This window comes from Massiliimicrobium timonense (genome assembly GCF_042850985.1).
Lineage (GTDB): Bacteria > Bacillota_I > Bacilli_A > Erysipelotrichales > Coprobacillaceae > Allocoprobacillus.
On sequence record NZ_AP031415.1, the window covers coordinates 1,494,465 to 1,519,186 of the forward strand.

Genomic DNA, 24,722 nt, shown 5'->3' on the forward strand with positions numbered 1-24,722 from the left:
AAATACAAAAAGGAGAATGTTATGATTATTGTCTATTTTTCAATTTATTGTTTTTTAGGATACTGGCTTGAGTCTTTTTATGTTTCATTATTTCAAAAAAAATGGTGTTCCTCTGGATTATTGAAAGGTCCATATATTCCCTTATATGGTTTTGGTGCCTGTATCCTCATTCTTTGTCAGCCTGTTTTGATAACTTTACCCGTTGTTTTTACTTGTCTTATAGGTGGTATCTTGATGACACTTTTAGAACTTGTAAGCAGTTATTATATCGAAAAATGTTTTCATACACGTTGTTGGGATTATTCACATCATCACTTGCATTATCAAGGAAGGATATGTTTATCATACTTTTTATTATGGTGTGTTTTAAGTGGTGTATTTCTTTATCATATACATCCTTTCATCACTTCATTATCCCTATCACATGATGCCTGTTATCTTTGCAGTCTGATATATATTTCTTTTATTTTAAAAGCCTATGGTGAACGCCTTTTTCCCTCTCAAAAAAAGGGTATTAAAATTCATTAAAAAAGAAGATCATTCCAATCTTCTTTAACCAAGATAAGCTTCTCTTACCTTTGGATTATTTGCCACTTCATTGGCTTTCCCTGACACAATCACATTTCCAGTTTCAAGGACATAAGCACGATCAGCAATTGAAAGTGCTTTATTTGCGTTTTGTTCAACTAATAACACCGTTACTCCATCTTTATTAATACTTTTAATAATGTCAAAAATTTCATTAACCAAAATAGGTGATAACCCCATTGATGGTTCATCTAACAATAATAGCGTTGGCTTTGACATTAATGCACGCCCCATTGCTAACATCTGCTGTTCTCCACCTGACAGTGTTCCAGCCAATTGATTTCTACGTTCCTTTAAACGTGGAAATCTTTGATAAACCTTTTCTAAATCTTGTCCTATTTTATTATCCGTACGTAAATAAGCACCCATTTCCAAATTATCTTGAACCGTTAATTGAGCAAAAATACGTCTACCCTCAGGAACTTGAGCTAAATTTTTGGCAATAATTTTATGTGCAGGAAGTTTTGTAATCTCATCCCCCATAAAAGATATCGTACCACTTTTAGGTTTTACCAATCCACTAATAGCATGCATGATAGATGTCTTTCCAGCCCCATTAGCTCCAATCAAAGCCACAATCTCACCTTGATTCACTTCAAAACTTACATTTTTAATAGCATGAATCACACCATAATAAACATTTAAATGATCAACTTTTAACATGGTCATCCCCCCTATTCTTCATTTCCTAAATATGCTGCAACCACATCAGGATTATTTTTAATTTCATCTGGAGTTCCAAACGCTAAGACTGTACCAAAATTTAAGACTGCAATTTTTTCACAGATCCCCATAACAAGTTTCATATCATGTTCAATCAATAAAATCGCAATAGAAAATTTTTCTCTTACAATCTTTATCGTTTCCATTAATTCTTCTGTTTCAATAGGATTCATCCCAGCTGCAGGTTCATCTAATAAAAGAAGTTTAGGTGCCGTTGCAAGTGCTCTTGCTATTTCTAGTTTACGTTGTTTTCCATATGGTAAATTTCCAGCTTTGACATCAGCATATTTTTCTAAATCAAAAACACGAAGTAAGCTCATAGCCATTTCCTGCATAGCTTCTTCACCTTTAAAATAACTTGGAAGATGAAGAATAGATGATAATAATGAATAATTTTGAGAATGATGCAATCCAACCTTAACATTATCAATAACACTCATCTTTTTGAACAATCGAATATTTTGAAATGTTCTTGCAATCCCTAATTGTGTAATTTGCGTAGGTGTCATCTTTAAAAGTGACTTCCCATCAAAAAGTATTTGTCCACTCGTTGGTTTATAAACACCTGTCAATAAATTAAATACTGTTGTTTTTCCAGCTCCATTTGGTCCAATCAAACCATATAATTGATCTTTATCCATTTCAAAATTAAACTCATCAACAGCTTTTAAACCACCAAATTGGATTCCTAATCCCTCTGCTTTTAACAAACTCATCAGTCATCCACCTCCACAGTCTTATTCTTAAAAAATTTAGCTTTAATACGAGGCACTAAATTTTTTTCTTTGATAATCATTGCAGCAATTAAAACAATTGCATAAAGTAACATACGATAATCTGCAAATGCTCTTAAATACTCTGGCAATATCGTCATGATAATAGCTGCTATAATAGAACCTTTTAAATTTCCTAATCCACCTAATACAACCATAACTAAAATTTCTACTGATTTATTATAATCAAATGTAGAAGGAACCAGCATTCCCATATATTGAGCATATAATCCACCTGCAATCCCAGCAAAGAAAGCAGAAATAGCAAAAGCTAAGATCTTATAATATGATGTAGGAATACCAGACAACTCACTGGCTGTTTCATCTTCACAAATAGAAATAATGGCACGCCCATGACGTGATTTAACAATACAGTAAATGACATAGATTGTAATGACTGCACTTAAAAAATAGACAGAAAAATCAATATTCATTGCTTGAAATCCCATCAATCCTTTGGCACCATTTGTAATACTTAAATTAAGCATAATAACACGTATAATTTCATTAAATGCTAAAGTAATGATACAAAGATAATCACCTTTTAATCTTAATGTTGGTATACCAATAACAACGCCAATCAGGCAGGCAGCAATAGCACCAATCAATAAGCTTAATAAAAATGGGAAATGAAGATATAAACTACATAAAGCAGATGTATAAGCTCCTACGGACATAAATCCAGCATGTCCTAAAGTTAACTGTCCTAAATAACCACTCGCTAAATTCAAGCTTGTTGCTAAAATAACATTGATACAAGCCATAATGAGAATTCCTGACCAATAATAATCAACAATTCCAGCACTCATTAAAAACATAATGATTCCATAAATAATCAGCGCCATGATAAAGGATATAATCAAATCTTTTATTTGTTTCTTTTTCATCCCTATCACCTACACTTTCTCTCTCATATTCTGACCAAACAATCCTGCTGGTTTAACTAATAAAATAAAGATTAAAATACCAAAAACAACTGCATCTGAAAAAGCAGATGAAATATATGAAATTGTAAATGCTTCAGCAACACCAATAATCAATCCACCTACCATTGCTCCTGGAATGCTTCCAATTCCACCAAGAACAGCTGCTATAAAAGCTTTGATACCTAACATGGCACCTAAATATGGATTAATCAAAGAATAACTCATACCATAAATAATACCTGCAATAGCTCCTAAACCAGAACCAATGGCGAATGTTAGAGAAATGGTTGTATTCACATTGATTCCCATTAATTCTGCAGCTCCTCGATCTTCACTGACAGCACGCATTGCTTTTCCCAATTTTGTTTTGTTTATAAACAAAAGCAATGATCCAGTACAAATAAAAGTTAAGATAAGTGAAAGCAAAGCGACATACGTAATATGAGCTCCAAAAAAAGATACTGTACCACTAGGCATATATTGAGGAAAAGTTCTGGCAGCAGAGCCAAATAAAATCAAAAATAAGTTCTGTAACAGATAACTAACACCAATAGCAGTAATTAAAACAGCTAAACTCCCACTATTTCTAAGGGGCTTATAAGCCACTTTTTCTGTCACAACACCTAATAAAGCACATCCAGCAATTGCTACTAAAACACTGACAATAATGGGTGTCTGCACCATAGTTGTCATCACATAAGCCAGATATGCGCCAACCATAATAATTTCACCATGAGCAAAATTAATCATTTTAGCAATCCCATATACCATTGTATAACCAATGGCAACAAGTGCATACATTCCACCCGTACTCAATCCATTGATGATTTGTGTTAAAAATTCCATTTGTAAACCTCCTGACTTAAAAAAATAAAGGAGAAAAATCTCCTTTATTTTTCTTCTAATCTAAATAACTATATTCACCATTTTTAATAGTTTTAACAACCAATTCTTTTGTTGGATTATGTTGATCATCAAATTCAAAATGACCTGTAATACCATCATAATTTGTCTTTTCTAACTGTTCACAAATTTTAGCATAATCAGTTGTTCCAGCAGCTTCAACGGCTTTTAATAATACCCAAGTTGCATCATAAGCCATTGTTCCAAACATGTTTGTATCACTGTTATATTTTTCTTTATATTTAGCTACATAATTTTGTACATCTTCTACACGGTCATCGAATGTATTTGTATAATAAGCTCCATTGAAAATAGATTTATCAACATCTTTAACTGATAAAACGCCATCCCAACCATCAGTTCCTAAGAATGTACCGTTGTAACCAGCATTTTTAAATTGACCAACCATAGTTGCAATCATTTCATAATAATCTGGAATATAAACAGCATCTGCACCTGATTGTTTTACTTTTGTAATATAGCTTCCAAAATCTTTTGTATCCTTTGGATATTTTTCTTGTAATACAATTTGTGTACCATCTTTATTTGCCTGAGCAACAAATGAATCTGTACATCCCTGACTATAATCACTACCACTATTTGTTAAAATAGCAACTTTCTTAACATTAATACGACCATCACCAATAGCTGTCGCAATTGTCTGACCACCCATTGAGTCATTAGAGCATGTTCTAAAATAATTGCTTCTTGTACTTCCATCATTATTTAAAGTAATACTATCACCAGAAGTACTTGGTGAAACAATTGGTGTTCCATCAGCTTTAGATGCCTCTCCTAAAGCTAAACCTTCAGCCGTAATAACCGGACCAACAATTCCAACAACCTTTTCACCAACTAATTTTTTATAAGCATTTACAGCATCTGTTTCCTTACCTTGAGAATCTTCAGCTAGTAATTCTACTTTATATTTTGCATCATCAGAATTATTATAATCTTCTATGGCAAGTTCAATAGTATTTTTAACTGGAATTCCATAAGTTGATGTTTCTCCAGTTAATGGACCAACAAATCCAATTTTAATTGTATCCCCATCTTTTAATTCTGTAGCCGAAGAACCACCAGTTCCTCCACCACAAGCAACCAACATACTTGACACAGCCATTAAAGACATAACTTTTTTTATATTCATATATCTCTCCCCTTTTTTTTAAATATATTCATTATTATACTTATCATTTGATACAAGTCAATAAAAAATATCATTATTTTTTTAAATATTCTAAAAATCATAAAAATATTTATTTATTTAATAAAAAATATATTATTTTATAAAACAAGGAGTGGATGATTCCACTCCCTATTCAATACTCTTTAAAGATTCCACCATATCAACCTTATTTAAAACATGTCGCATTGTGAAATTAATAAAATAAGTAAAACCTAAAGTCATAATAATAGCATATATATAACTACTGATATTTAATTGTCTAACAAACATTGTCATATCCAATTCCACCGTCAAAATAATAAACTTGTGAAGGAAATAACCAAAAATCATTCCCAGTAAAGAACCAATCACTGATAAAAGAACATTTTCTCTAAAGATATAATCATAAACTTCTTTACGTCTAAAACCTAAAACTTTAATCGTTGCAATCTCACTTTTACGTTCTTGAATATTAATATTTGTCAAGTTATAAAGGACAATGAAATTTAAAGCTCCTGCACAGACAATCAAAATAACAACAACCAGATTTACACTTTGAACCTGTTTATCAAATTCTTCACCAATTGATGATACATTGGTTAAATTTCCATAACCTTTGTCCTGCATATAAGCTTCCAGTGTTTTTTGACTCGAAGCACGATCATCCTGTAAAATCAAGAACGCATTATTCACTTCCAGATCCTGTAATGTCAATGATTCATATAAAGTCTGGGACATATAAATATAATTCATAAAATAGTTTTCTGTGATACCTGAAACCTTTACACTATACTTTGTTTCATTGAGTTCAATATCAATTGTATCATTATCTTCCACACCAAGCAATTCAGCTGCTTTTGCGGTTAAAATAACACCTTCATCATCAAGAACTAAATCTTTATATGTCTGATAATTTCTAAACTGAACAAAGTTTTTCATATTATCCATTGATTGATAAACAATTAATGAACCATATAAATCTTCTTTATCTTTTAAGATATTAATACTCTTATTTAAAACATATTCCACATTTGCAACTTCACTACGATTCAATAAATCTTTTTGATAATTCTGTGCTGTTTTGGTTGAAACACTATCTTCTAAACGAACAAGATAATCATATGTAAAAACATCTTGATATTGTTTATCAACAACCTGTGATACAGAAGATTTAACACCAAAGCCGGTAATAATTAAAGCTGTACATCCAGCAATCCCAATCACAGACATAAAGAAGCGTTTCTTATATCTAAAAATATTACGCATTGTTACTTTCTGATTGAAAGACAAACGACGCCATAACCAATGAATTCTTTCCAAAAGAATACGTTTTCCAACTTTTGGTGCTTTAGGTCGCATTAAGACCGCTGGCATCAAATTCAATTCACTCATACAAACAAAGAGTGTGACTGCCAAAATAACAAATACCGATATAAAAACTGTTTCCAGCAAAACCCATGTACTGGCATAAATCGAAATAGGTGCATCCACTTGAAATAACATTAAATTATATAAATAATAAATAATACGTGGGAAAAATTGTGTTCCAGAAACAATTCCTAAAATACAGGCAAAAAAGGTTGCAAAAATAACATATATGATATATTGCTTCATGACATCCCATTTAGAATAACCTAAAGCACGTAATGTTCCACTTTGACTTCTTTGTTCTTCCACCATTCTCGTCATTGTTGTTAATGAAACCAAAGCTGATACAAGGAAGAACATTAATGGGAAAATATCTGCAATAGAAGAAATAGAATCCTTATTAGAATCAAAATTCACAAGTCCTGAATTTTCATGACGTGTTAAAGTATAAAGCCTTCCTTTAGGAATCTGATCCACTTGATCTCTGGCTTCATCTAACTGCGATTTTGCCTGATCTAATTTGTCTTGAGCTTTTTCTAATTCATTATTTGTTTTCAGTTCTTCTAAAGTCAATTGATTTTCTTGTTGTTGAATTTCAAGCTTAGCATTTTCAATCGCAATAGAAGCTTCATTCAATTGCGTCAATCCATCTAATGAGGAAGATGCATTTTTAAGAATATCTCCCATTTTTTCTAAACTAGCTATTGATTTTTGCACTTCTGGAGAAATATTTTCAGTATTTTCATTTTGATAATTCTCAAGTTCTTTTTGTAAACTTTCTAAATTCCCTTTTAACTCCTCACTCGTACTTTCAATTGTTTCTAACATGTCTTGAATTTGTGAAGATGCTGTTGATTGAGCTTTTAAATATTCAGCTTCTTTTGTAGCCAATGTGATTTTCGCATTCGTTAATTGAATTTTAGCCTCTAATATCTTTTCATCAAACAAATCTTTAGAATCACTATATGTCTGATAACCTTCATCATATTCTTTTTGGGCTTCATCTAATTTTGTTTTGGCATCACTTGTCAAATCTTCATACAAGCGACTCATTTTTAATGATAAAGTACTTTTTATTTTTGTATTCACATCTTCAATATAATCATCATATGCCTCACTGAAAACATTATATTCTTTAGCTCCCTTTACACAGACAGAAATCTGATTATATAAAATATCTTCATCACGTAATTCATAAAGATCTTCTGGCATAGCTAAAAAATCATTGTTTTCATTTAAAATTTCAATATATCCAGCATTCGTTCCATCACCCAAAGCATTCGTTCCACGATCCGTAATAGCAATATAACGAACATCATTCACAACACCAACGATTTTAAAAGTCTTTTCACCTTGATCATTATGAATAGAAATCTCGTCACCAATCTGATAATCTTCTGCCAGCATTTCTTCATCAATGACACATTCATTGTCTTTTTGAGGATAACGCCCATCAACCAGATAAGGTTGATTAAGCATATCTTGATCATATTGTTCACTGGCGTAAACAGTAACTCCTGCCAGTGAATCATTATGATGAATCAAAGCATCAAATTGATAACCATATTGAATATCTTCAATACCTGATATATTTTGAATTTCACTAATATCATCTTTGGAAAAACCTAATGATGCCATATATGTTAAATCAGCATAATGGTGTTTGTCCAAGTAATGATCCATTGATTGAGTCATTGTTCCCGGTGTATTTCTTAACCCTGCAAAAAAAGCCGCACCTAAAAATACAATCGCAAAAATGGAAAAAAATCTTGCTTTAGATGTTAAAATTGTTTTTCTGAGATTTTTCCAATAAGCTTTTTTCTTTCTTTTTACCATTCAATTTCCTCGATTGGTTGTGGGTTTTCATTGATTTCAACCCCATTGACCTTTCCATTTTTTAAATGAATCACACGATCTGCCATCGGTGCTAAAGCAGAGTTATGAGTAATCACAATGACTGTCATCTGATAAGTATCACACATTTCCCTTAATAAAGATAAAATTGCCTTCCCCGTCTGATAATCCAATGCTCCAGTTGGTTCATCACATAACAAAAGTTTTGGATTTTTAGCAATCGCTCTTGCTATGGCAACACGTTGTTGTTCCCCACCAGATAATTGTGCAGGAAAGTTCATCATTCGATCAGCTAAACCAACACGCTCTAAAACATTTCTGGCATCCAAAGGTTTTTGAGAAATCTGTGATGCTAATTCGACATTTTCTAAAGCCGTTAAGTTTTGTACAAGGTTATAAAACTGAAATACAAACCCTATATCATTACGGCGATATTCTGTTAATTTCTTTTCATCATATAAAGCAATATTTTCGCCATCAACAAGAATAGAACCACTGGTTGGTGAATCCATTCCTCCCAGTAAATTTAAAATAGTCGTCTTTCCAGCTCCAGAAGCCCCAACAATGACGACAAATTCCCCTCTATTCACAATAAAATTAACCCCATCACTGGCATTGATCGTTATATCCCCCATCGTATAACTTTTAACAATATTTTTAAATTCAATTAAAGCACTCATATTGATACCACCCTTTTTATAAGTGTAACATATTTTCATCCAAAAAAAAACAATGTCATCACAATAACAAAAATTTACATAATAAAAAGGAATTAAAGACAATTCCTTCCTATTTTTTTAAAATCTGTTCTGCACACATGATTCCATCAATAGCTGATGACATAATTCCTCCAGCATATCCAGCTCCTTCTCCTATTGGATATAAACCTTCCCATGATTGATAAGAAGCATCTCTTAAAATACGAACAGGTGCACTACTTCTGGCTTCAATACCTGTGATGATTGTATCTTCATCTATAAATCCATGCATTTTTTGATTCATTTGAATAAGACCATCATGCAGTGCCTGATTGATAAAATCAGGGAACAGTTCATTCAAATCACATACACGATAACCCGGACGATAAGTTGGAATAATTTGACCTAAGGGATTCACTTCATGATGTAAATAATCCTGCACTCTTTGTACTGGTGCAAAGTTATTGCTCCCACCCAATTCAAAAGCCTTATGTTCAAGTTCTCTTTGAAAGGCAATACCAGCTAATGGATGGGAACTTTCAAAATCATCCGTTGATATTGTAACCAGAATGGCACTATTGGCATTTTGACCATCTCTGGCATAATAACTCATCCCATTGACACAAAGTGTCTGTTCTTCATGATGTGATGGTACAACAACACCACCGGGACACATACAAAATGTATAAACACCTCTTTTTCCACTTTGCACAGCCAACTTATAACTGGCCGCCTTTAAATATGGTGATGAGGCACTTTTCTTGTATTGAATCTGATTGATTTTCTGTTGCGATTGTTCAATACGAACTCCTACAGCAAAAGGCTTTTGTTGGAGAGGGATACCTTTTTGATATAGCATTTCATATGTATCTCTGGCACTATGTCCAATGGCTAAAACAAGTAAATCACTATTCAAAATCTTCTTTTGATAATTTTGTAAAACTGTTATCTGATAACCACTTTCTGTTTTTTGAAAATCAATCATTTTTGTTTCAAATAAGAAAGTGACACCTTTCGACACTAAAAACTTACGCATATTTTGAACAACCTGTCGTAAATAATCTGTTCCAATATGTGGCTTATGCAGATATAAAATATCCTCTGGTGCTCCAAACTTTACAAATGTTTCTAAAATATAACGAATACGCTTATTTTTTACACCTGTTGTCAATTTCCCGTCTGAAAAAGTTCCTGCACCACCTTCTCCAAAAGCAATATTGCTTTCACTATGTAATAGACCATGTTCAAGCAAATCTTGAACCGCTTTTTCACGTTTTTCAATTTCCTGTCCTCTTTCTATCACTGTGACCTTTTGACCACTCATAGCCAAAACATAGGCACAAAACAGTCCGGCTGGACCACTACCGACAATCATGACTTTTTGATCATTTGATGGTAAATACTGATATTGATAAGGTTGTACTTTTTGAAGCTGAGGAAATCTTTTTAAAAACTGTTCTTCATTGGAAACAGTAAAATCAAAACTACAAATCCAATGGACATTTTGTCTTCTGGCATCCAAAGATTGTTTGACAAGCGAAACATTTTGAATTTCTTTTTCACGAACATTTAAACTTTGAGAAATGATTTTTGCATAACGTTTTTCACCAAGTTTTACTTTTAAATTATGAATTCTTAACATAGACATTCCTTTCTATTGCTTTTGCAACACGATAAGCACTGGCAAAAGCAAAATGTAAATTATAACCCCCACACATTCCTGCAACATTCAAAATTTCTCCCATTGCATAAATACATGGATATTGTTTCAATTCCAAATCTTCTGTTACTTCCTTTAAAGATAGACCTCCTTTCATAACTTGGGCATAAGAAGCTTCTCTGATTCCTTTGATTTCTAATGGATAATGCTTCAATAATGATACAAGCTGGTCTATTGAAAGATACTGATATTTTTGAAATGCTTTGGCAATCTTATGATTCATCAATCCTTCTAAAAATAAAGAAGATTGTTTAGACAATAATTGACATAACTGATTGTGGCTTAATTCATCAAAAAAATCAATATATAATTGATAATGATGATGTTTTTGATAAAAAGACGATAATTGCATCACTGCAATTCCACTAACACCATAATCAGTAAATAATAATTCTCCTTTTTCCTGATGGATACATTTTTCATTTTCAACTAACGAAAATGTTCCTTTAACTCTTACACCTTTTAAAGATTTGAAGACAGGAGATGTATAAAATTGCACAAGCGAAGGCACTGGTTCAACTACTTTTAAATGCATTTGTTTTAAAATCTCATAACGTGATGTATTCATTCCAGAAAGTTTCCCTGCTTCACTTCCCATCGCCAATACAATAACATCAGCGATAATATTTTGAGAATTTGTTTTGATGAGATATTGATGCTTTTGTCGTTGAATTTGTAAAACTTCCTGTTCATATTGAAAGACAACCCCAGCTTCTTCACTACGCTGCATGAAAACGTTTCTCACAGACAATGCCTGTTCACTTTTAGGATAAAGCAAATCACCTTGATAAACACAATAGAGTCCTATTTTTTGCATTTGTTCAACCATATCAAAATCTTGAATAATTGATTGAACCATTTTGAGTTGATCGCTTTGATAATATTGTGAATGCATTTTTTTGTTGGATAGATTACATCTTCCATTTCCTGTAGCTAATAATTTTTTTAATGGGGATTTATTTTGTTCTAAAACTATGATTTGATTTTGGGGCATTTGTTGTTTTAATAAAAGTGATAAATAAACACCAGATGCTCCTGCTCCAACAATAACAATTTTTTTCACGGCAGACTCCTTTCTTTAATCTCTCATGATGAAATATAGTGATTATACCATTTTTTATTGAAAAATCACTAAAAAATGTTTATAATACTAAAGGAATTTTTAAAGGAGGCGTTTAATCATGGGTAGAGCACATGAAGTGCGTAAAGTTGCAATGGCAAAAACAGCTGCCAAAAAAGCAAAATTATATTCACGATATGGAAAAGAAATTTATTTAACAGCGAAAGCTGGTGGACCAGAATTAGATGGAAATTTAGCATTAAGACGTTTAGTAGACAAAGCAAAAAAAGAACAAGTTCCTGCTGATGTTATTAAACGTGCTATTGATAAAGTCAAAAGTGGTGTGACTGAAAATTATGAACCTATTCAATTTGAAGGTTTTGGTCCAGGTAATTCTACATTAATCGTGAAATGTTTAACAGATAATATCAATCGTACAATATCACAAGTTCGTCCAGCATTTACAAAAGCAAAATCTAAATTAGGAGCTGAAGGTTCTGTTGCTTATTTATATAATGTTGAAAGTACAGTTATTTTAAGTGGTATGAGTGAAGATGAAGTATTAGAAGCATTAGTGATGGGAGATGTTGATGCTAAAGACATTACAACATTAGAAGATGGACGTATTAAAATCACTGGTGAACCAACAGATTTAAATAAAATTAAAACTGCTATTGAAGCTGTTAAAGAAGATATTGAATTTGATGTAGATGATATTACAACAACACCTCAAGAATATGTTGAACTTGAAGGTGATGATATGATGTTATTTGATAGATTAATGGGATTATTAAATGATTGTGATGATGTTGATGAAGTTTATCACAATGTTTCAAATTATGATGATGGAGAAGAAGAATAACATGTTTGCATGTTATCTTTTTTTATATGAAAGTTACACATTTATATCATAGTGGTTGTTTAATCGAGTTAGACAATCATTTGCTTTTATTTGATTATTATCAAGGTGAACTTCACCTTAATCAAGAGAAACCTCTTTATGTTTTTGTTTCTCATCGTCATTATGATCATTATAATCCCCATATTTTTAAAATTCATCATCCTCAAATCACTTATATTTTATCCAATACACTGCGTCATAAATATGATGCATATTATGTAGATATACATCAAACTTATCAAATAGATGATTTATCTATTTCCACACTGCTTTCTACTGATGAAGGATGTGCTTTTCTTGTCCATGTGGAAAATCAGACAATATATCATGCTGGTGATCTTCATTGGTGGCATTGGGAAGGTGAACCAGAACAAGACAATATATATCAAAAACAGACTTACCTCCAAGAAATCTGTTCTATCAAAGAACCAGTTGATCTTGCTTGTGTTGTTGTGGATATTCGTCAAGAAAAAGACTATTTATTAGGCTTAAATGCTTTTTTAAGACATGTTCCAACAAAATACATTTTACCAATTCACTATTTTGGACACTATGAAACAACAAAACTTCTATTACAAGAGCATTTAGACAATCCCTATCATGCTCAAATCCTGCCTGTTATCCATCAAAATCAGACATTTGAAATTCTCGTATAAAAAGAACCTTTTGCACAAAGGTTCTTTGCTCATTTTTGTGGTACAATTTCCAGCCAGTAATCATCAGGATCATGAATAAAATAAAGTCCCATTGCTTCATTTTCAAAACATATGCATCCCATGTCTTGATGCAATTGATGATATGCTTCATAATCATCAACAACAAAACAAATATGACTTTCATTTTCACCTAATTCATAAGCCTGTGGATGATCTTTTAGCCATGTCAATTCTAATTGAAAAGAGGCTTCACAATCAGTCAGATAAACAAGTTTAAAACTTCCATCCGATGCTTCCTTTTCTCTGACAACAGTAAGTCCTAATGCTTTTTGATAAAATGTGATACTTTTTTCTAAGTTTGTAACATTAATATTACAATGATTAAATACAGCTTTCATGTCGTCCTCCTATTCTTCATCTGGAAATACCGTTGTAATAATAGGTCTTCCTTCTCTATCAACTAATACTGTCAGTCCTGCACCAACGGAATTACTATGAAAAAGATAATTCACACCTGTTTCTTTATCAACCCATATTTCAGAAGTTTGAAGTATTTTTTCTGAACTATAAGTTTTTATAAATCTCTCATATTTTTTTGCCATAATCTTCTCCTTTTTTTAAATTATAACAAAAGAGAAGTCTAAATAAAAATATTATTTCATATATTTTAAGGATTTTAGCACTTTTAAAATCATAGTGCTAAAAGTTCATATTCAGTTCATATATCATGCTATAATAATAGTTGTTAGCAAACAAGATATATGAGTGCTAAATAAGGAGGAATACAAATGTTAAAACCATTACATGATTATGTGATATTAAAAAAAGAAAAGGCTGAAACACAGACAGCCAGTGGAATCATTTTAACAAGTCCAAAGGAACAAGCTAGTAATCAAGCAACAGTTGTTGCTGTTGGACCTAAATGTGATGATCATTTAAAAGAAGGTATGACAGTTATTTTCAAAGAATATTCTGGAACGAAGTTTAAAGATAATGACGATGAATATATGATTTTAGAAGAAGAAGATATTTTAGCTATTGTTGAATAGGAGGAATTAAGATGAGTAAAGAAATTCGTTTTTCTAAAGATGTAAGAGATGCTATGTTAAATGGTGTCAATACTTTAGCAGATGCTGTAAAAGTGACAATTGGTCCTAAAGGACGTAATGTTGTATTGGATAAAGGTTATGGTTCACCTTTAATTACGAATGATGGTGTTTCTATTGCTAAAGAAATTGAATTAGAAGATGCTTTTGAAAACATGGGAGCAAAATTAGTATATGAAGTTGCTAATAAAACAAATGATGTAGCTGGTGATGGAACAACAACAGCAACAATCTTAGCTCAAAGTATGATTCAAAATGGTTTAAAAGCTGTTGAAAAAGGTGCAAATCCTGTTTTAATGCGTGAAGGTATTGATTATGCAAGTAAGGAAGTTGCTAAATATATTTTAGATAAATCTCATAAAGTAGAAACAAGCAATGATATTGAAAGTGTCGCAACTATTTCTTCTGGAGATAAAGAAATTGGTCAATATATTGCTCAAGCAATGGAAAAAGTAGGTAGAGATGGTGTTATCAGTGTTGATGAATCTAATAGCTTTGATACTGAATTAGAAGTTGCTGAAGGTATGCAATATGATAAAGGTTATGTTTCTCCATATATGGTATCAGATAGAGAAAAAATGACTATTGATTTAGATAATCCTTTCATTATGGTAACAGATCAAAAAATCAATACTGTTCAAGAAATCTTACCAATTCTAGAACAAGTGATGCAATCTAATAAACCATTATTATTAATTGCTGATGATTTTGAACAAGAAGTCATTTCAACATTAGTTGTTAATAAATTAAGAGGAACATTTAATGTTGTAGCTACAAAAGCTCCTGGTTTTGGTGATAATCAAAAAGAAATCTTACAAGATATTGCCATTTTAACAAATGCTAAATTCTATAGTAAAGATTTAAATATGAATTTAAAAGATATGCAAATGACTGATTTAGGTTCTGCTAAAAAGATTCATATTACAAAAGATCATACAACAATGATTGGTGGTGCTGGTGATAAAGCTGCTATCGATCAACGTGTGAAAGAAATCACTGAACAGATGAATAATGCAAAACAAGAATATGATAAGAAAAATTTTGCTGAAAGATTAGGTAAATTAAGTAATGGTGTAGCAATTATTAAAGTTGGTGGAGCTACTGAATCTGAATTAAAAGAAAAGAAATTAAGAATTGAAGATGCTTTAAATGCCACAAAAGCTGCTGTTAGTGAAGGTATTGTTATGGGTGGCGGTGTCACATTAGTGAATGCTTATGTTGCCCTTAAGAATCAATTAAAAGATACAAACGTTGATAAACAAAAAGGTATTAAAGTTGTCTTAGATGCATTACTTGCTCCAATGGGACAAATCGCAGAAAATGCTGGTTTCAACAGTGATGAAATTGTTGAACAACAAATGAAAGTTGAAGATGGACAAGGTTTCGATGCAAAAGATGGAGAATGGGTATCTATGTTTGATAAAGGTATCATCGATCCAACAAAAGTAACTCGTAGTGCTTTATTGAATGCTGCAAGTATTTCTGCTTTATTCATTACAACAGAAGCTGGTGTTGCTCCAATAAAAGAAGAAAACCCTGCTCCTGCTCCAATGGCACCTGGAGGAATGTATTAAAAAACTGGCAAATGCCAGTTTTTTTTACGTCTTTTCTTTTTTTGCATATGCAATCAAAGTCAAGATTAATAATACGACAATCACAATATAAAATAATGTGATGATGATTTGAACATACTGCATAAAAACCCAATGAGCAGGAAACGATACGAATGTTACAGAAATAACATTCATTATTCTTAATATGTTTAAACGCTTGGATTCATTTTCAAAATGATGTGATAAAGCAATATTTGAAATATTCGTCAATAACTGAAACTGTATATAAATGGAAATAATATTCATGAATAACTGCAATACATCAAGACTCTTTACAGAAACATTCATGATCATTAAAATCCATATAATCCCATTGTAAACTCCTAATATTATAATCAAAGGTCTTAATAATTTTGCACTTTCTTCATATTCTCCAATCCCATCAATTGCTTTATAAAAAAGATAATAACCAATCCAATCAGGAAGAAAGTGAATGGTCTGAATACGAATATCAAAAAAAATGAAAATAAAACCAAATATAATCTGATATAATGTACCAACATACAACTTAGATGTCATACCATTCACCATCTTCCATGTTTATTTTTATCATTTCTGTTGTTCCATTGATATCTATTTGTAAAGCATAAGTTTCTGGTAAATGAATGCGATCTGACTCATGATAATAAGATATATGTTGAAAACGATATTCTTTATCCAATGTATGATTCTCTACTTTTGCAAAAAAGAATGTTTCTTCATTTGATGAAGACTGATAATATAGCCCATAATCAGAAAAATTATCATGTTTTTCAAAATGAATATCTTCGTCTTGATCATTTAGATTTTTTAAATTCATAGATATATATTCTATTTCATCTTGATGATGTAAAGATTGCTGATTTTGATATATGACTTCTAAATACTGGTAACCACTATTGAATTTTGCTTGTGGTCTTAATTCAAAAGCATGGAGAGATGGTGTATTCATAATATCATTGCCAAAAACCTGATAACCGTTTCTGACAATCACAGTCACTTTACCACTTTGACAAGGCAATGATATAATTTTATAGATCGGAATATCATAAATTTCACTATTCATAAATGTTCTAAGATGTGTAGCATCCCCTGTTAATACTTGACCATTTTGTCTGACTTTCCAGCCACGCTCTTTTTTGATTTGTATTGGAATGATGTTATAATGTGCTATCACTCGATTATTTTTTTCATCAATGTTTTCATTTTTATTATAGAAACATAATTTTGCATGATATTCATCATCATTGATTTTTTCTAAATGTATGACATCATATAAATAATAAGTGAGATTAGATACAACAGGATCAGGTCTTTGACTGAGTACAGATCGAAAATCATGATAATCCTGTTGTGGTAAAACTGATAATAAAAACTGTTCATCATTGGAAACAATACCTTTTGCATATGTATCAATAGCACCAGCTATTGTTGGATATTCCATCATTCTTGCAGAAGCTAAAGAAAGCTGATAAGAAAAACTTTCATGCTCATAAGGATTACCTATTAAAGTATAAGAATGGAAATATCCAATTGATAAAGGAGCCAATAAAAGACATATGCATAAAGAAACAACTGTCATACCTTGTGGATATTTTTTAAATCTGACAATAGCTTCAATACGTTTTTTTATATTCTTTGCCCCATTGGAAAGAGAAGTTGTTCCAAAAGCATAAGGATATTTTTCATTGGTCATATTCAACAAGATTCTTCCATAATCTCTCCTTTGCTCCCCTTCCAGCTTTTCCAATACTCTTTGATCACATAGACTTTCCATATCATTATGAATTTGGTCAAAGACATATTGTAGAAAAGGATTACACCAGTGAATACATCTCAAACAAGACCATATGACACATTGTAAAGAATCTTTATATTGAAGATGTAGTAACTCATGCAAAATAATTTTTTCATCTAATGTATCTTGTTTTGGTAAGACAAAAACTGGTTTGAATAGACCAAACACAAAAGCTGAAGGTATACCTTCTAAAACAAGGGCTTGACAAGATGGAAAATGATATTTTGTTTCGATTTGTTGAATTTTTTGAAAAAGTTCATCACTTGGTTTTTGACCATAAATAAAGATAATTTTTTTCAATTGGATATATTGATGCATATATCGTATCAGATGATATAAAACACCTAAAACATAGAAAACAAATAGAAAATCTGTTACGCTATGAGGAATACCAGTCACCAATGGAAAAGATGTGATATTTTTAATAGGAAGATAAATATCTATGTAAGATGAATGAAGTGATTGTTCAATGATTGTTTTCACCGCTTCAAGCAAGACATGTAACGAAGGAAAAAGAGCAAAAGGAAAGAATCCTACGGGTATTACCAAAGAGAGAAAAAAAACATTCCAGACTCCATATTGCCATCTTGGTGATAATTTATCTTGAAATATTTTCTTCAATAACAGTAATATCAAAGCAACAATAGATATTTCTATTGTCTGCATTAAAAATCCCCAAATATTAGTCATACCTAAACCTCCATTTCATCAAGAATTTGATTGAGTTTAGCTTTTTCTTCTGGTGTTATTTTTGAATCCTTTAAAAATGCACTCATTAAATCAGTCACAGATCCTTGATAAACCTTATTTAATAAACGATTTCTTTCCCATTGCAGATATTCATTTCTTGATAAAACATAACAATAACGATGTGGTTCATGCGTTCTATCAATTTTAACCAGATTCTTCTTTTCCATTCTTGTTAAATAGGTATGAACTGTGTTGCGACTCCAATGTTTTTTTATCTTGAGTGCTTCTACAACTTCTCCTAGTAGAAATGTCTGACCACCCCATAAAACTTCCATAATTAATAGTTCTGCATCTGATAAACTTTTCATTTTCATCACCTCCTACAATTGTAGTCCTTCTACTATTATACTACAACTGTAGTTATAGCCTGTCAATAAAATAAAAACATAGAGAAAAATCTTTTCCTCTATGTCCTATAAACAATATGTACTTATCTTGCAAGTCCTTCTTCAATAGCTTTTTTGGCTACTGCTTTAGCCACAACATCACTGACACGTGGGTCTAATGCATTAGGAATGACATATGTTGGCGATAATTCAGTTTCATCAACAAGAGAAGCCAAACCATAAGCTGCTGCCAATTTCATTCCTTCACTGATTTTTCTGGCCTTAACATCCAATGCCCCTCTAAATAATCCTGGAAACGCCAAAACATTATTAATCTGATTTGGATAATCAGAACGTCCAGTTCCCATGACCGCAACTCCTGCATCAATAGCTTCTTGATAAGGAATTTCAGGTTCTGGATTGGCCATTGCAAAAACAATTGGATTGTTTTTCATACTTTTCACCATTTCTGGTGTTAAAACTCCTGGTGCAGATACTCCAATAAAAACATCAGCTTCTTTCATAGCTTCAACCATTGTCATACGTTTAGCTTGTGAATTAGTAATTTCTGTTAATTCCTGTGTTAGAAAATCATATTGATCATAATCCTCTTTTGTAACAATTCCATTGATATTAAAACCATAGATTTCTTTAACACCCAGTGCATGAATCATTTTAATAATAGAACTTCCTGCTGCTCCTGTTCCACTCACAACAACAGTGATATCTTCTATTTTTTTATGAACAACCTTCAATGCATTTAATAAACCTGCCGTTACAACAATGGCTGTTCCATGTTGATCATCATGGAATACAGGAATATCCAATTCTTTAATCAGTGTTCTTTCAATTTCGACACATCTAGGAGCACTAATATCTTCTAAATTAATACCTCCAAAAGATGGAGCAATCGCTTTAACAATACGAATAATGTCTTGAGGATCTTTGGTATCTAAACAAATAGGTACAGCATCAATATGACCAAATTTCTTAAATAAAATAGATTTTCCTTCCATGACAGGCATAGCTGCTTCTGGTCCAATATCCCCTAGTCCAAGTACAGCTGTCCCATCGCTCACGACTGCAACACTGTTTTGTTTCCAAGTGTATTTATAAACATCTTCTTTATTTTTTGCGATTTCTCGACATGGCTGAGCAACACCAGGTGTATAAGCCAATGATAAATCATGACTTTCATTTAATGGAACTTTCAGTTGTACTTCCAGTTTTCCTTTAACTTTTTCATGCATTTCTAATGCTTCTTGATATATATCTTTCATCTTTTTCCCTCTTTTCCCCTTTATTATGCCATAATTAAAAACAAATGAAAAGCAGATGTTTTCCATCTGCTTAATATTTATAATGTTGTTATCATGACTGTCATTTTTCCATCATAAGTCACTTCTTTTTGATCGCTACAGATAATAAAATGATCACCCATTTTCACATCCATACCTTCCAATGTTCCTTCACCTTCTAGAACACTAACCAATTGGAATGGCTTATCATTTATAACAGTATTTTCTCCATCCATTCTATAACAATCCACTGTAAAGAATTCACTTTCTACATATCTTGTCTTTGAACCATGATCCAAATGACTGTTTGTAAAAAGTTTATTTGTTTCTAAATCAGCAGGAACATTTGTGACATCGATAGATTGTTGAACATGTAATTGTCTTTCATTACCATCTTTATCTTTACGGTGATAATCATAAACACGATAAGTAATATCTGATGATTGTTGTGCTTCATAGATTAATGAACCACTACATATAGCATGTAAAGTTCCAGAAGGAATATAGAAGAAATCTCCTTTATTAATTTCAAAAGAATTCAATAATTGATCATAATCATCATTTTCAATAGCTTTTATAAATTCTTCCTTCGTTTTGGCATGATGTCCCATAACCATTTTTGTTCCCTCATCAGCCTGTAATACATACCAGCATTCTGTCTTACCTAATGAATTTTCATGTTGAGCAGCATATTCATCATTAGGATGAACTTGAACAGATAAATCATCTTTCGCATCAATAATTTTGACTAAAAGTGGAAACTGTTGACCTTCGACATTTCCAAAAAGTTCACGGTGATTTTGCCATAACCATGACACTGTTTTTCCCTGATATTCTCCATCAGCAATCATACAATCCCCATTAGGATGACCAGAAATAGCCCAGCATTCTCCTGTTTGATCACTAGGAATATCATAGTTATAAACATCTCTTAGCTTATGACCTCCCCAAATCATTTCTTTAAATACTGGTTGAATCTTTAAAATATGTCCCATAATCATCTTCCTTTCCAATATATTTTAAGAATTCCTCAATTTGATTTTCATGAAAAAGCATAATACCATGTTCTTGGCACATCTTCGCAAAAACACCTTGTCCAGCAATCAACTGATGTTGAAAAGTACCATCATAAATACCATCACATCCACAACTTGGACTTCTATATTTCAATAAAGCCACGTGAATATCATTTTTTATAAAAATATCTAAAGCTTTTTTTGCACCTGACACATATTCCTTTGTGACATCTTGATGATATTTCGTTTCCACAACAAGAGGATTCATAGACTGAATTTCAGCTGGATCACGAGGGATAGGAAGTCCACCCAGAACTTCTGGACAGACAGGTACAACTTGATGTTTTTCATTCATCTTGATAATGACTTCCACTGGATGACTTTTGCCATTATATGTACAACAAACACCTAACAGACATTGACTGACACCTATTTTCATCTTTGAATAATCTCCATAATTTGAGCTGGATTGTCAACAATATCATTGGCCCCAGCTTCTGTTAATTCCTGACGTCCTCGAAATCCCCATGACACTCCAACAGAATCTATTTCGGCATTATATCCTGTATCGATATCAACTTGACTATCTCCAATAAATAAACAGTCTTTTTTATCTAGTTTCATAGCCATTAAAGCCAGATAGGTAGATTGTGGATCAGGTTTGACTGGATAAAGATCTTGTTGTCCGTAAATAGCTACAAAAGTATCAGGAAACAACGTTTCAACAATCTTAATCGCTAATGCATGTGGTTTATTTGTAACTACAGACATTTTGATTCCTTTTGCTTTGAGATCATCAATCAGCTCTTTAATCCCTTGATAAGGAAGTGTATGATCTAAACAATGTTGACGATAAATCTTTTGAAAATCATTTAAACATTCATCTAATAAATCTATATGTTCCTGTCCTAATGCTCTTTCCATTAATTTTTTCACTCCATTACCAACAAATAAACGATATTGTGAAATATCATAGGTTGGTAAACCATGAAGTTTTAAGACTTCATTTGTTGATATAGCTAAATCTTCTATGGAATTGACTAAAGTTCCATCTAAATCAAATAAACATCCTTTTTTCATAGAAACCTCCTTTGATATTATAACAGTATTGAAAAAATAATGAAAGATGTTATAATAACTTTATATTAAATGGGGTGAATTTATGCAAAATAATCAATCAAGAAAATATACAGATATTTTTACATTTATTGGATATACTATTGGTTTTTTATGTATTATCTGGTATTTTGTAGCTGGTGGTAATCCTTTTCTTCCAATCATTGGTGTTATCATTGTTTTTATTGGACGTTTTATTGGATATGGTATTGATCGTATAATGGATTTAAAACAGGAAAAATAAAGTGATAGATTCTTTTTGATCCTATCACTTTTATTTATGACTCACTTTTCTTTTGATAAAAATAACAACAATAACCACACCACTTATCAAAGCAATAATGATTCCATAATAAGCGACTCTTTCAAACATTGTAAAAGATAAATCATCAGATAAAACCATATCGTATGAATAAAGACATTGTTCTTGATTATAGACCATAAGAGTGCCAATCTGTTCTCCTTTTTCCATTGGGGCTACAAGATAAGCATTTGTATCTATTTGAAACTGTAAATCATCACTCGTCAAATCTTGGGGCACAATAATAGAAATCGTTTGCGGTGCTTTATATTTATAACGGAATTGAAAAGACTGTAAAACCCAATAATCAGCCATATCTTCATCTTTTTTATAGAGAATAACTTCATGATAATGATTGTGTAAATATTGACATACTGTAATGGCATCACGAACATGATTTTGAGTGTATTGTCCTTTAGCGTAGGCTGTCACTAAAATAAACTGATGTCCTTCTAATGTCATTGTACTCGCTAATGTGAGTTGTGCTTCATCTGTAAAACCACTTTTAGCTCCATCAATCTGTGAAATATCTAAGTTAAAGGCGTTCTTTCCTCTTTGCAAAGAAGAAGACCAAGTATGATTTTTCATGGAACTCGTATATGTTCGAGCATTAAAAATTTCTTCAAAAAGTGGATTTTGTAAAGCATGATGTAAAATCATAGCCATATCATATGGTGTTGTATAATGTTGATTATCGTGTAAACCTGTCACATTTGTAAAATGAGAATGTTGAAGCTGTAATTGTTCAACCAGTTGATTCATGGCTGATACAAGTTCGTCTGTTGAACCATAAGTTAAACGTGATAAAGCATTACAGGCATCAGCTCCAGATGGTAATAAAGCTCCATACAATAAATCTTCGTATGTAACCAGTTCTCCTGCATAAAAACCAGCTACAGAAGCTCCTGCTTCATACAAACCTTTTAAATCTTCGTCAGTGACTCGTACCTTTTCATGAATATCTTCAATTTTATCCAATGCCAAGCTGACTGTTAAAATTTTTGTCATACTGGCAGGATAGATTTTTTCTTGACTGCCTTGATCCAAATAAACCATACTCGTCTGTTGATCATATAAATAAACATATTGTGAATGCAGTGTGACTTGGAATGAATCACTGGCAGATACGGGAATAATCTGTAGAAAAAGAATAAACGTTATCAAGATGGCTATAACTTTTTTCATTGGCTTGCTCCTTTCTTTAGAAAAGATAACTTCGTTTCTGAAATAATAACTGCAATAAAGATTAAAACAAATCCTAACAAGACTTTTAATGTTAAAACTTCACCATAAAATGCGATTGAAAATGCTACACCAAACACAGATTCTAAGGAAAGAATTAATGAAGCACGACATTCACTCGTATATTTTTGACCAGTTGTCTGACAAAACATTGTGAGTGCTGTCGCAAAAATAACAAGATAAAGAATTTGTAAATAGATTGATGATTGAATTTGAGTCATGATGGATAAATCTTCTGTTACCAACGCTAATATCAAAGCCACTAAAGCGCCACCAATAAATTGAAGGGAAGTAAAAGCTCCACCATCAATGCCTTGAGAATATTTCTTAATCAAAAGAATATGCCCAGCATATAAAAAACCTCCACATAATGTTAAAAAATCTCCCACATTCATTGTTAAATTTCCATCTAGGGACACACATCCAATTCCTAATATACAGATCAATGCAGCGATAAAATGATAAATATCTGGTCTTTTACGATAAAATAACCACACCAGAAATGGCACAATAGCACAATAAACAGCTGTTAAAAAGGCGTTTTTCCCCGGTGTTGTATAATTCAATCCCCATGTCTGTACATAATAAGCACCAAACAGACAACTTCCGGTGATAAGTCCTCCTTTAATCTGCTGGAAATTTAATATTTTTATTTTTTTGAAAAAAAGAAGTGATAATAAAAGAGCAGCTAAAGAAAATCTCAAAAAAAGCAAAACAGCGGGTGTTAAAAAATCAACTGCACTTTTCATAACAATAAATGAACTTCCCCAAATTAAAGCAGCAATAAACAATAATATGCTTCCTTCTATATCTTTTTTCATTTCAATCCCCTTTCAAAA

General features: G+C 31.8%; 26 protein-coding genes. 6 read left to right on the forward strand and 20 right to left on the reverse strand.

Translation table 11 applies throughout. The features are described from left to right. The first annotated feature begins 21 nt into the window (after positions 1-21). On the forward strand, positions 22-528 hold the full coding sequence (locus ACGHJ8_RS07845) for a putative ABC transporter permease (protein ID WP_211964164.1): 507 nt from the start codon (positions 22-24) through the stop codon (positions 526-528). 24 nt (positions 529-552) lie between these two features. Here the strand turns inward: ACGHJ8_RS07845 and ACGHJ8_RS07850 are convergent, their stop codons facing one another. The 9 genes from ACGHJ8_RS07850 to ACGHJ8_RS07890 all read right to left on the reverse strand — a co-directional run bounded on the left by ACGHJ8_RS07850 (position 553) and on the right by ACGHJ8_RS07890 (position 11,784). Next, the gene (locus tag ACGHJ8_RS07850) at positions 553-1,251 is read right to left on the reverse strand and encodes an ABC transporter ATP-binding protein (RefSeq protein WP_087296651.1); all 699 of its coding nucleotides are present in this window, start codon (positions 1,249-1,251) and stop codon (positions 553-555) included. 11 nt (positions 1,252-1,262) lie between these two features. Then, positions 1,263-2,027, reverse strand: coding sequence for an ABC transporter ATP-binding protein (locus ACGHJ8_RS07855; protein WP_087357550.1), 765 nt, complete (start codon positions 2,025-2,027; stop codon positions 1,263-1,265). Next, positions 2,027-2,971, reverse strand: a complete 945-nt coding sequence (locus ACGHJ8_RS07860; protein WP_087296653.1) for a branched-chain amino acid ABC transporter permease — start codon at positions 2,969-2,971, stop codon at positions 2,027-2,029. The genes ACGHJ8_RS07855 and ACGHJ8_RS07860 overlap by 1 nt, the downstream gene beginning before the upstream one ends. A 9-nt stretch (positions 2,972-2,980) precedes the next feature. Further along, on the reverse strand, positions 2,981-3,856 hold the full coding sequence (locus tag ACGHJ8_RS07865; protein ID WP_087357551.1) for a branched-chain amino acid ABC transporter permease: 876 nt from the start codon (positions 3,854-3,856) through the stop codon (positions 2,981-2,983). Between the two features lie 55 nt (positions 3,857-3,911). Then, complete coding sequence (locus tag ACGHJ8_RS07870) at positions 3,912-5,063, reverse strand: ABC transporter substrate-binding protein (RefSeq protein ID WP_087357552.1); 1,152 nt, start codon at positions 5,061-5,063, stop codon at positions 3,912-3,914. A 168-nt stretch (positions 5,064-5,231) separates the two neighbouring features. Then, on the reverse strand, positions 5,232-8,285 hold the full coding sequence (locus ACGHJ8_RS07875) for an FtsX-like permease family protein (protein WP_390539709.1): 3,054 nt from the start codon (positions 8,283-8,285) through the stop codon (positions 5,232-5,234). After that, positions 8,279-8,983, reverse strand: a complete 705-nt coding sequence (locus ACGHJ8_RS07880; protein WP_087245171.1) for an ABC transporter ATP-binding protein — start codon at positions 8,981-8,983, stop codon at positions 8,279-8,281. Before ACGHJ8_RS07880 ends, ACGHJ8_RS07875 begins: the two co-directional genes overlap by 7 nt. Positions 8,984-9,092: 109 nt before the next feature. Further along, on the reverse strand, positions 9,093-10,643 hold the full coding sequence (locus tag ACGHJ8_RS07885) for an NAD(P)/FAD-dependent oxidoreductase (protein WP_390539711.1): 1,551 nt from the start codon (positions 10,641-10,643) through the stop codon (positions 9,093-9,095). Continuing rightward, positions 10,627-11,784 carry an aminoacetone oxidase family FAD-binding enzyme gene (locus tag ACGHJ8_RS07890; RefSeq protein WP_211964152.1) on the reverse strand — a complete coding sequence of 386 codons (1,158 nt, stop codon included), beginning with the start codon at positions 11,782-11,784 and terminating at the stop codon, positions 10,627-10,629. Before ACGHJ8_RS07890 ends, ACGHJ8_RS07885 begins: the two co-directional genes overlap by 17 nt. A gap of 118 nt (positions 11,785-11,902) precedes the next feature. On the opposite strand from ACGHJ8_RS07890, the gene ACGHJ8_RS07895 reads away from it, so the two are divergent. Together ACGHJ8_RS07895 and ACGHJ8_RS07900 are read left to right on the forward strand one after the other, a co-directional pair. After that, positions 11,903-12,643 (forward strand): YebC/PmpR family DNA-binding transcriptional regulator, encoded by a 741-nt coding sequence (locus ACGHJ8_RS07895; protein WP_087357555.1) that lies wholly within the window; start codon positions 11,903-11,905, stop codon positions 12,641-12,643. A 26-nt stretch (positions 12,644-12,669) separates the two neighbouring features. Then, positions 12,670-13,338: an MBL fold metallo-hydrolase gene (locus ACGHJ8_RS07900; RefSeq protein ID WP_211964151.1), complete on the forward strand. Its 669-nt coding sequence runs from the start codon at positions 12,670-12,672 to the stop codon at positions 13,336-13,338. Between the two features lie 29 nt (positions 13,339-13,367). On the opposite strand, the gene ACGHJ8_RS07905 is transcribed toward ACGHJ8_RS07900, so the two are convergent. Both ACGHJ8_RS07905 and ACGHJ8_RS07910 read right to left on the reverse strand, forming a co-directional pair. Next, on the reverse strand, positions 13,368-13,736 hold the full coding sequence (locus tag ACGHJ8_RS07905) for a VOC family protein (protein ID WP_087357556.1): 369 nt from the start codon (positions 13,734-13,736) through the stop codon (positions 13,368-13,370). Positions 13,737-13,745: 9 nt separating this feature from the next. Next, positions 13,746-13,940: a DUF6440 family protein gene (locus ACGHJ8_RS07910; protein ID WP_087304130.1), complete on the reverse strand. Its 195-nt coding sequence runs from the start codon at positions 13,938-13,940 to the stop codon at positions 13,746-13,748. Between the two features lie 186 nt (positions 13,941-14,126). Here ACGHJ8_RS07910 and ACGHJ8_RS07915 point away from each other — a divergent pair, with 186 nt between their 5' ends. Together ACGHJ8_RS07915 and groL are read left to right on the forward strand one after the other, a co-directional pair. Then, the gene (locus ACGHJ8_RS07915; RefSeq protein WP_087357557.1) at positions 14,127-14,387 is read left to right on the forward strand and encodes a co-chaperone GroES; all 261 of its coding nucleotides are present in this window, start codon (positions 14,127-14,129) and stop codon (positions 14,385-14,387) included. Between the two features lie 11 nt (positions 14,388-14,398). After that, positions 14,399-16,018, forward strand: coding sequence for a chaperonin GroEL (groL, locus tag ACGHJ8_RS07920; protein WP_087357558.1), 1,620 nt, complete (start codon positions 14,399-14,401; stop codon positions 16,016-16,018). Positions 16,019-16,042: 24 nt separating this feature from the next. On the opposite strand, the gene ACGHJ8_RS07925 is transcribed toward groL, so the two are convergent. The 7 genes from ACGHJ8_RS07925 to ACGHJ8_RS07955 all read right to left on the reverse strand — a co-directional run bounded on the left by ACGHJ8_RS07925 (position 16,043) and on the right by ACGHJ8_RS07955 (position 22,304). Beyond that, positions 16,043-16,576 (reverse strand): hypothetical protein, encoded by a 534-nt coding sequence (locus ACGHJ8_RS07925; RefSeq protein WP_211964149.1) that lies wholly within the window; start codon positions 16,574-16,576, stop codon positions 16,043-16,045. Then, positions 16,566-18,524, reverse strand: a complete 1,959-nt coding sequence (locus ACGHJ8_RS07930; RefSeq protein WP_390539715.1) for a M56 family metallopeptidase — start codon at positions 18,522-18,524, stop codon at positions 16,566-16,568. The genes ACGHJ8_RS07925 and ACGHJ8_RS07930 overlap by 11 nt, the downstream gene beginning before the upstream one ends. A 2-nt stretch (positions 18,525-18,526) precedes the next feature. Further along, positions 18,527-18,892, reverse strand: a complete 366-nt coding sequence (locus ACGHJ8_RS07935) for a BlaI/MecI/CopY family transcriptional regulator (protein ID WP_211964145.1) — start codon at positions 18,890-18,892, stop codon at positions 18,527-18,529. 122 nt (positions 18,893-19,014) lie between these two features. Then, entirely contained in the window at positions 19,015-20,190 is a 1,176-nt protein-coding gene (locus ACGHJ8_RS07940; protein ID WP_390539717.1) for an NADP-dependent malic enzyme, read from the reverse strand. Between the two features lie 77 nt (positions 20,191-20,267). Continuing rightward, positions 20,268-21,203 carry a type I phosphomannose isomerase catalytic subunit gene (locus tag ACGHJ8_RS07945; RefSeq protein WP_390539719.1) on the reverse strand — a complete coding sequence of 312 codons (936 nt, stop codon included), beginning with the start codon at positions 21,201-21,203 and terminating at the stop codon, positions 20,268-20,270. Then, entirely contained in the window at positions 21,169-21,663 is a 495-nt protein-coding gene (locus ACGHJ8_RS07950) for a DUF523 domain-containing protein (protein ID WP_390539721.1), read from the reverse strand. Before ACGHJ8_RS07950 ends, ACGHJ8_RS07945 begins: the two co-directional genes overlap by 35 nt. Further along, positions 21,660-22,304, reverse strand: a complete 645-nt coding sequence (locus ACGHJ8_RS07955) for an HAD family hydrolase (protein WP_390539723.1) — start codon at positions 22,302-22,304, stop codon at positions 21,660-21,662. Before ACGHJ8_RS07955 ends, ACGHJ8_RS07950 begins: the two co-directional genes overlap by 4 nt. Before the next feature lie 82 nt (positions 22,305-22,386). On the opposite strand from ACGHJ8_RS07955, the gene ACGHJ8_RS07960 reads away from it, so the two are divergent. Further along, positions 22,387-22,584 carry a hypothetical protein gene (locus ACGHJ8_RS07960; RefSeq protein ID WP_087357566.1) on the forward strand — a complete coding sequence of 66 codons (198 nt, stop codon included), beginning with the start codon at positions 22,387-22,389 and terminating at the stop codon, positions 22,582-22,584. 30 nt (positions 22,585-22,614) lie between these two features. Here the strand turns inward: ACGHJ8_RS07960 and ACGHJ8_RS07965 are convergent, their stop codons facing one another. After that, positions 22,615-23,826, reverse strand: a complete 1,212-nt coding sequence (locus ACGHJ8_RS07965; RefSeq protein ID WP_390539725.1) for a D-alanyl-D-alanine carboxypeptidase family protein — start codon at positions 23,824-23,826, stop codon at positions 22,615-22,617. Further along, the gene (locus ACGHJ8_RS07970) at positions 23,823-24,704 is read right to left on the reverse strand and encodes a DMT family transporter (protein ID WP_390539727.1); all 882 of its coding nucleotides are present in this window, start codon (positions 24,702-24,704) and stop codon (positions 23,823-23,825) included. The genes ACGHJ8_RS07965 and ACGHJ8_RS07970 overlap by 4 nt, the downstream gene beginning before the upstream one ends. Positions 24,705-24,722 lie beyond the last annotated feature (18 nt).

Bases quoted from the DNA above. Each gene is read 5' to 3' on its own strand.
- ACGHJ8_RS07845 (WP_211964164.1), top strand. From the start codon at position 22: ATGATTATTGTCTATTTTTCAATTTATTGTTTTTTAGGATACTGGCTT.
- ACGHJ8_RS07850 (WP_087296651.1), bottom strand. From the start codon at position 1,251: ATGTTAAAAGTTGATCATTTAAATGTTTATTATGGTGTGATTCATGCT.
- ACGHJ8_RS07855 (WP_087357550.1), bottom strand. From the start codon at position 2,027: ATGAGTTTGTTAAAAGCAGAGGGATTAGGAATCCAATTTGGTGGTTTA.
- ACGHJ8_RS07860 (WP_087296653.1), bottom strand. From the start codon at position 2,971: ATGAAAAAGAAACAAATAAAAGATTTGATTATATCCTTTATCATGGCG.
- ACGHJ8_RS07865 (WP_087357551.1), bottom strand. From the start codon at position 3,856: ATGGAATTTTTAACACAAATCATCAATGGATTGAGTACGGGTGGAATG.
- ACGHJ8_RS07870 (WP_087357552.1), bottom strand. From the start codon at position 5,063: ATGAATATAAAAAAAGTTATGTCTTTAATGGCTGTGTCAAGTATGTTG.
- ACGHJ8_RS07875 (WP_390539709.1), bottom strand. From the start codon at position 8,285: ATGGTAAAAAGAAAGAAAAAAGCTTATTGGAAAAATCTCAGAAAAACA.
- ACGHJ8_RS07880 (WP_087245171.1), bottom strand. From the start codon at position 8,983: ATGAGTGCTTTAATTGAATTTAAAAATATTGTTAAAAGTTATACGATG.
- ACGHJ8_RS07885 (WP_390539711.1), bottom strand. From the start codon at position 10,643: ATGTTAAGAATTCATAATTTAAAAGTAAAACTTGGTGAAAAACGTTAT.
- ACGHJ8_RS07895 (WP_087357555.1), top strand. From the start codon at position 11,903: ATGGGTAGAGCACATGAAGTGCGTAAAGTTGCAATGGCAAAAACAGCT.
- ACGHJ8_RS07900 (WP_211964151.1), top strand. From the start codon at position 12,670: ATGAAAGTTACACATTTATATCATAGTGGTTGTTTAATCGAGTTAGAC.
- ACGHJ8_RS07905 (WP_087357556.1), bottom strand. From the start codon at position 13,736: ATGAAAGCTGTATTTAATCATTGTAATATTAATGTTACAAACTTAGAA.
- ACGHJ8_RS07910 (WP_087304130.1), bottom strand. From the start codon at position 13,940: ATGGCAAAAAAATATGAGAGATTTATAAAAACTTATAGTTCAGAAAAA.
- ACGHJ8_RS07915 (WP_087357557.1), top strand. From the start codon at position 14,127: ATGTTAAAACCATTACATGATTATGTGATATTAAAAAAAGAAAAGGCT.
- groL (WP_087357558.1), top strand. From the start codon at position 14,399: ATGAGTAAAGAAATTCGTTTTTCTAAAGATGTAAGAGATGCTATGTTA.
- ACGHJ8_RS07925 (WP_211964149.1), bottom strand. From the start codon at position 16,576: ATGACATCTAAGTTGTATGTTGGTACATTATATCAGATTATATTTGGT.
- ACGHJ8_RS07930 (WP_390539715.1), bottom strand. From the start codon at position 18,524: ATGACTAATATTTGGGGATTTTTAATGCAGACAATAGAAATATCTATT.
- ACGHJ8_RS07935 (WP_211964145.1), bottom strand. From the start codon at position 18,892: ATGAAAAGTTTATCAGATGCAGAACTATTAATTATGGAAGTTTTATGG.
- ACGHJ8_RS07940 (WP_390539717.1), bottom strand. From the start codon at position 20,190: ATGAAAGATATATATCAAGAAGCATTAGAAATGCATGAAAAAGTTAAA.
- ACGHJ8_RS07945 (WP_390539719.1), bottom strand. From the start codon at position 21,203: ATGGGACATATTTTAAAGATTCAACCAGTATTTAAAGAAATGATTTGG.
- ACGHJ8_RS07950 (WP_390539721.1), bottom strand. From the start codon at position 21,663: ATGAAAATAGGTGTCAGTCAATGTCTGTTAGGTGTTTGTTGTACATAT.
- ACGHJ8_RS07955 (WP_390539723.1), bottom strand. From the start codon at position 22,304: ATGAAAAAAGGATGTTTATTTGATTTAGATGGAACTTTAGTCAATTCC.
- ACGHJ8_RS07960 (WP_087357566.1), top strand. From the start codon at position 22,387: ATGCAAAATAATCAATCAAGAAAATATACAGATATTTTTACATTTATT.
- ACGHJ8_RS07965 (WP_390539725.1), bottom strand. From the start codon at position 23,826: ATGAAAAAAGTTATAGCCATCTTGATAACGTTTATTCTTTTTCTACAG.
- ACGHJ8_RS07970 (WP_390539727.1), bottom strand. From the start codon at position 24,704: ATGAAAAAAGATATAGAAGGAAGCATATTATTGTTTATTGCTGCTTTA.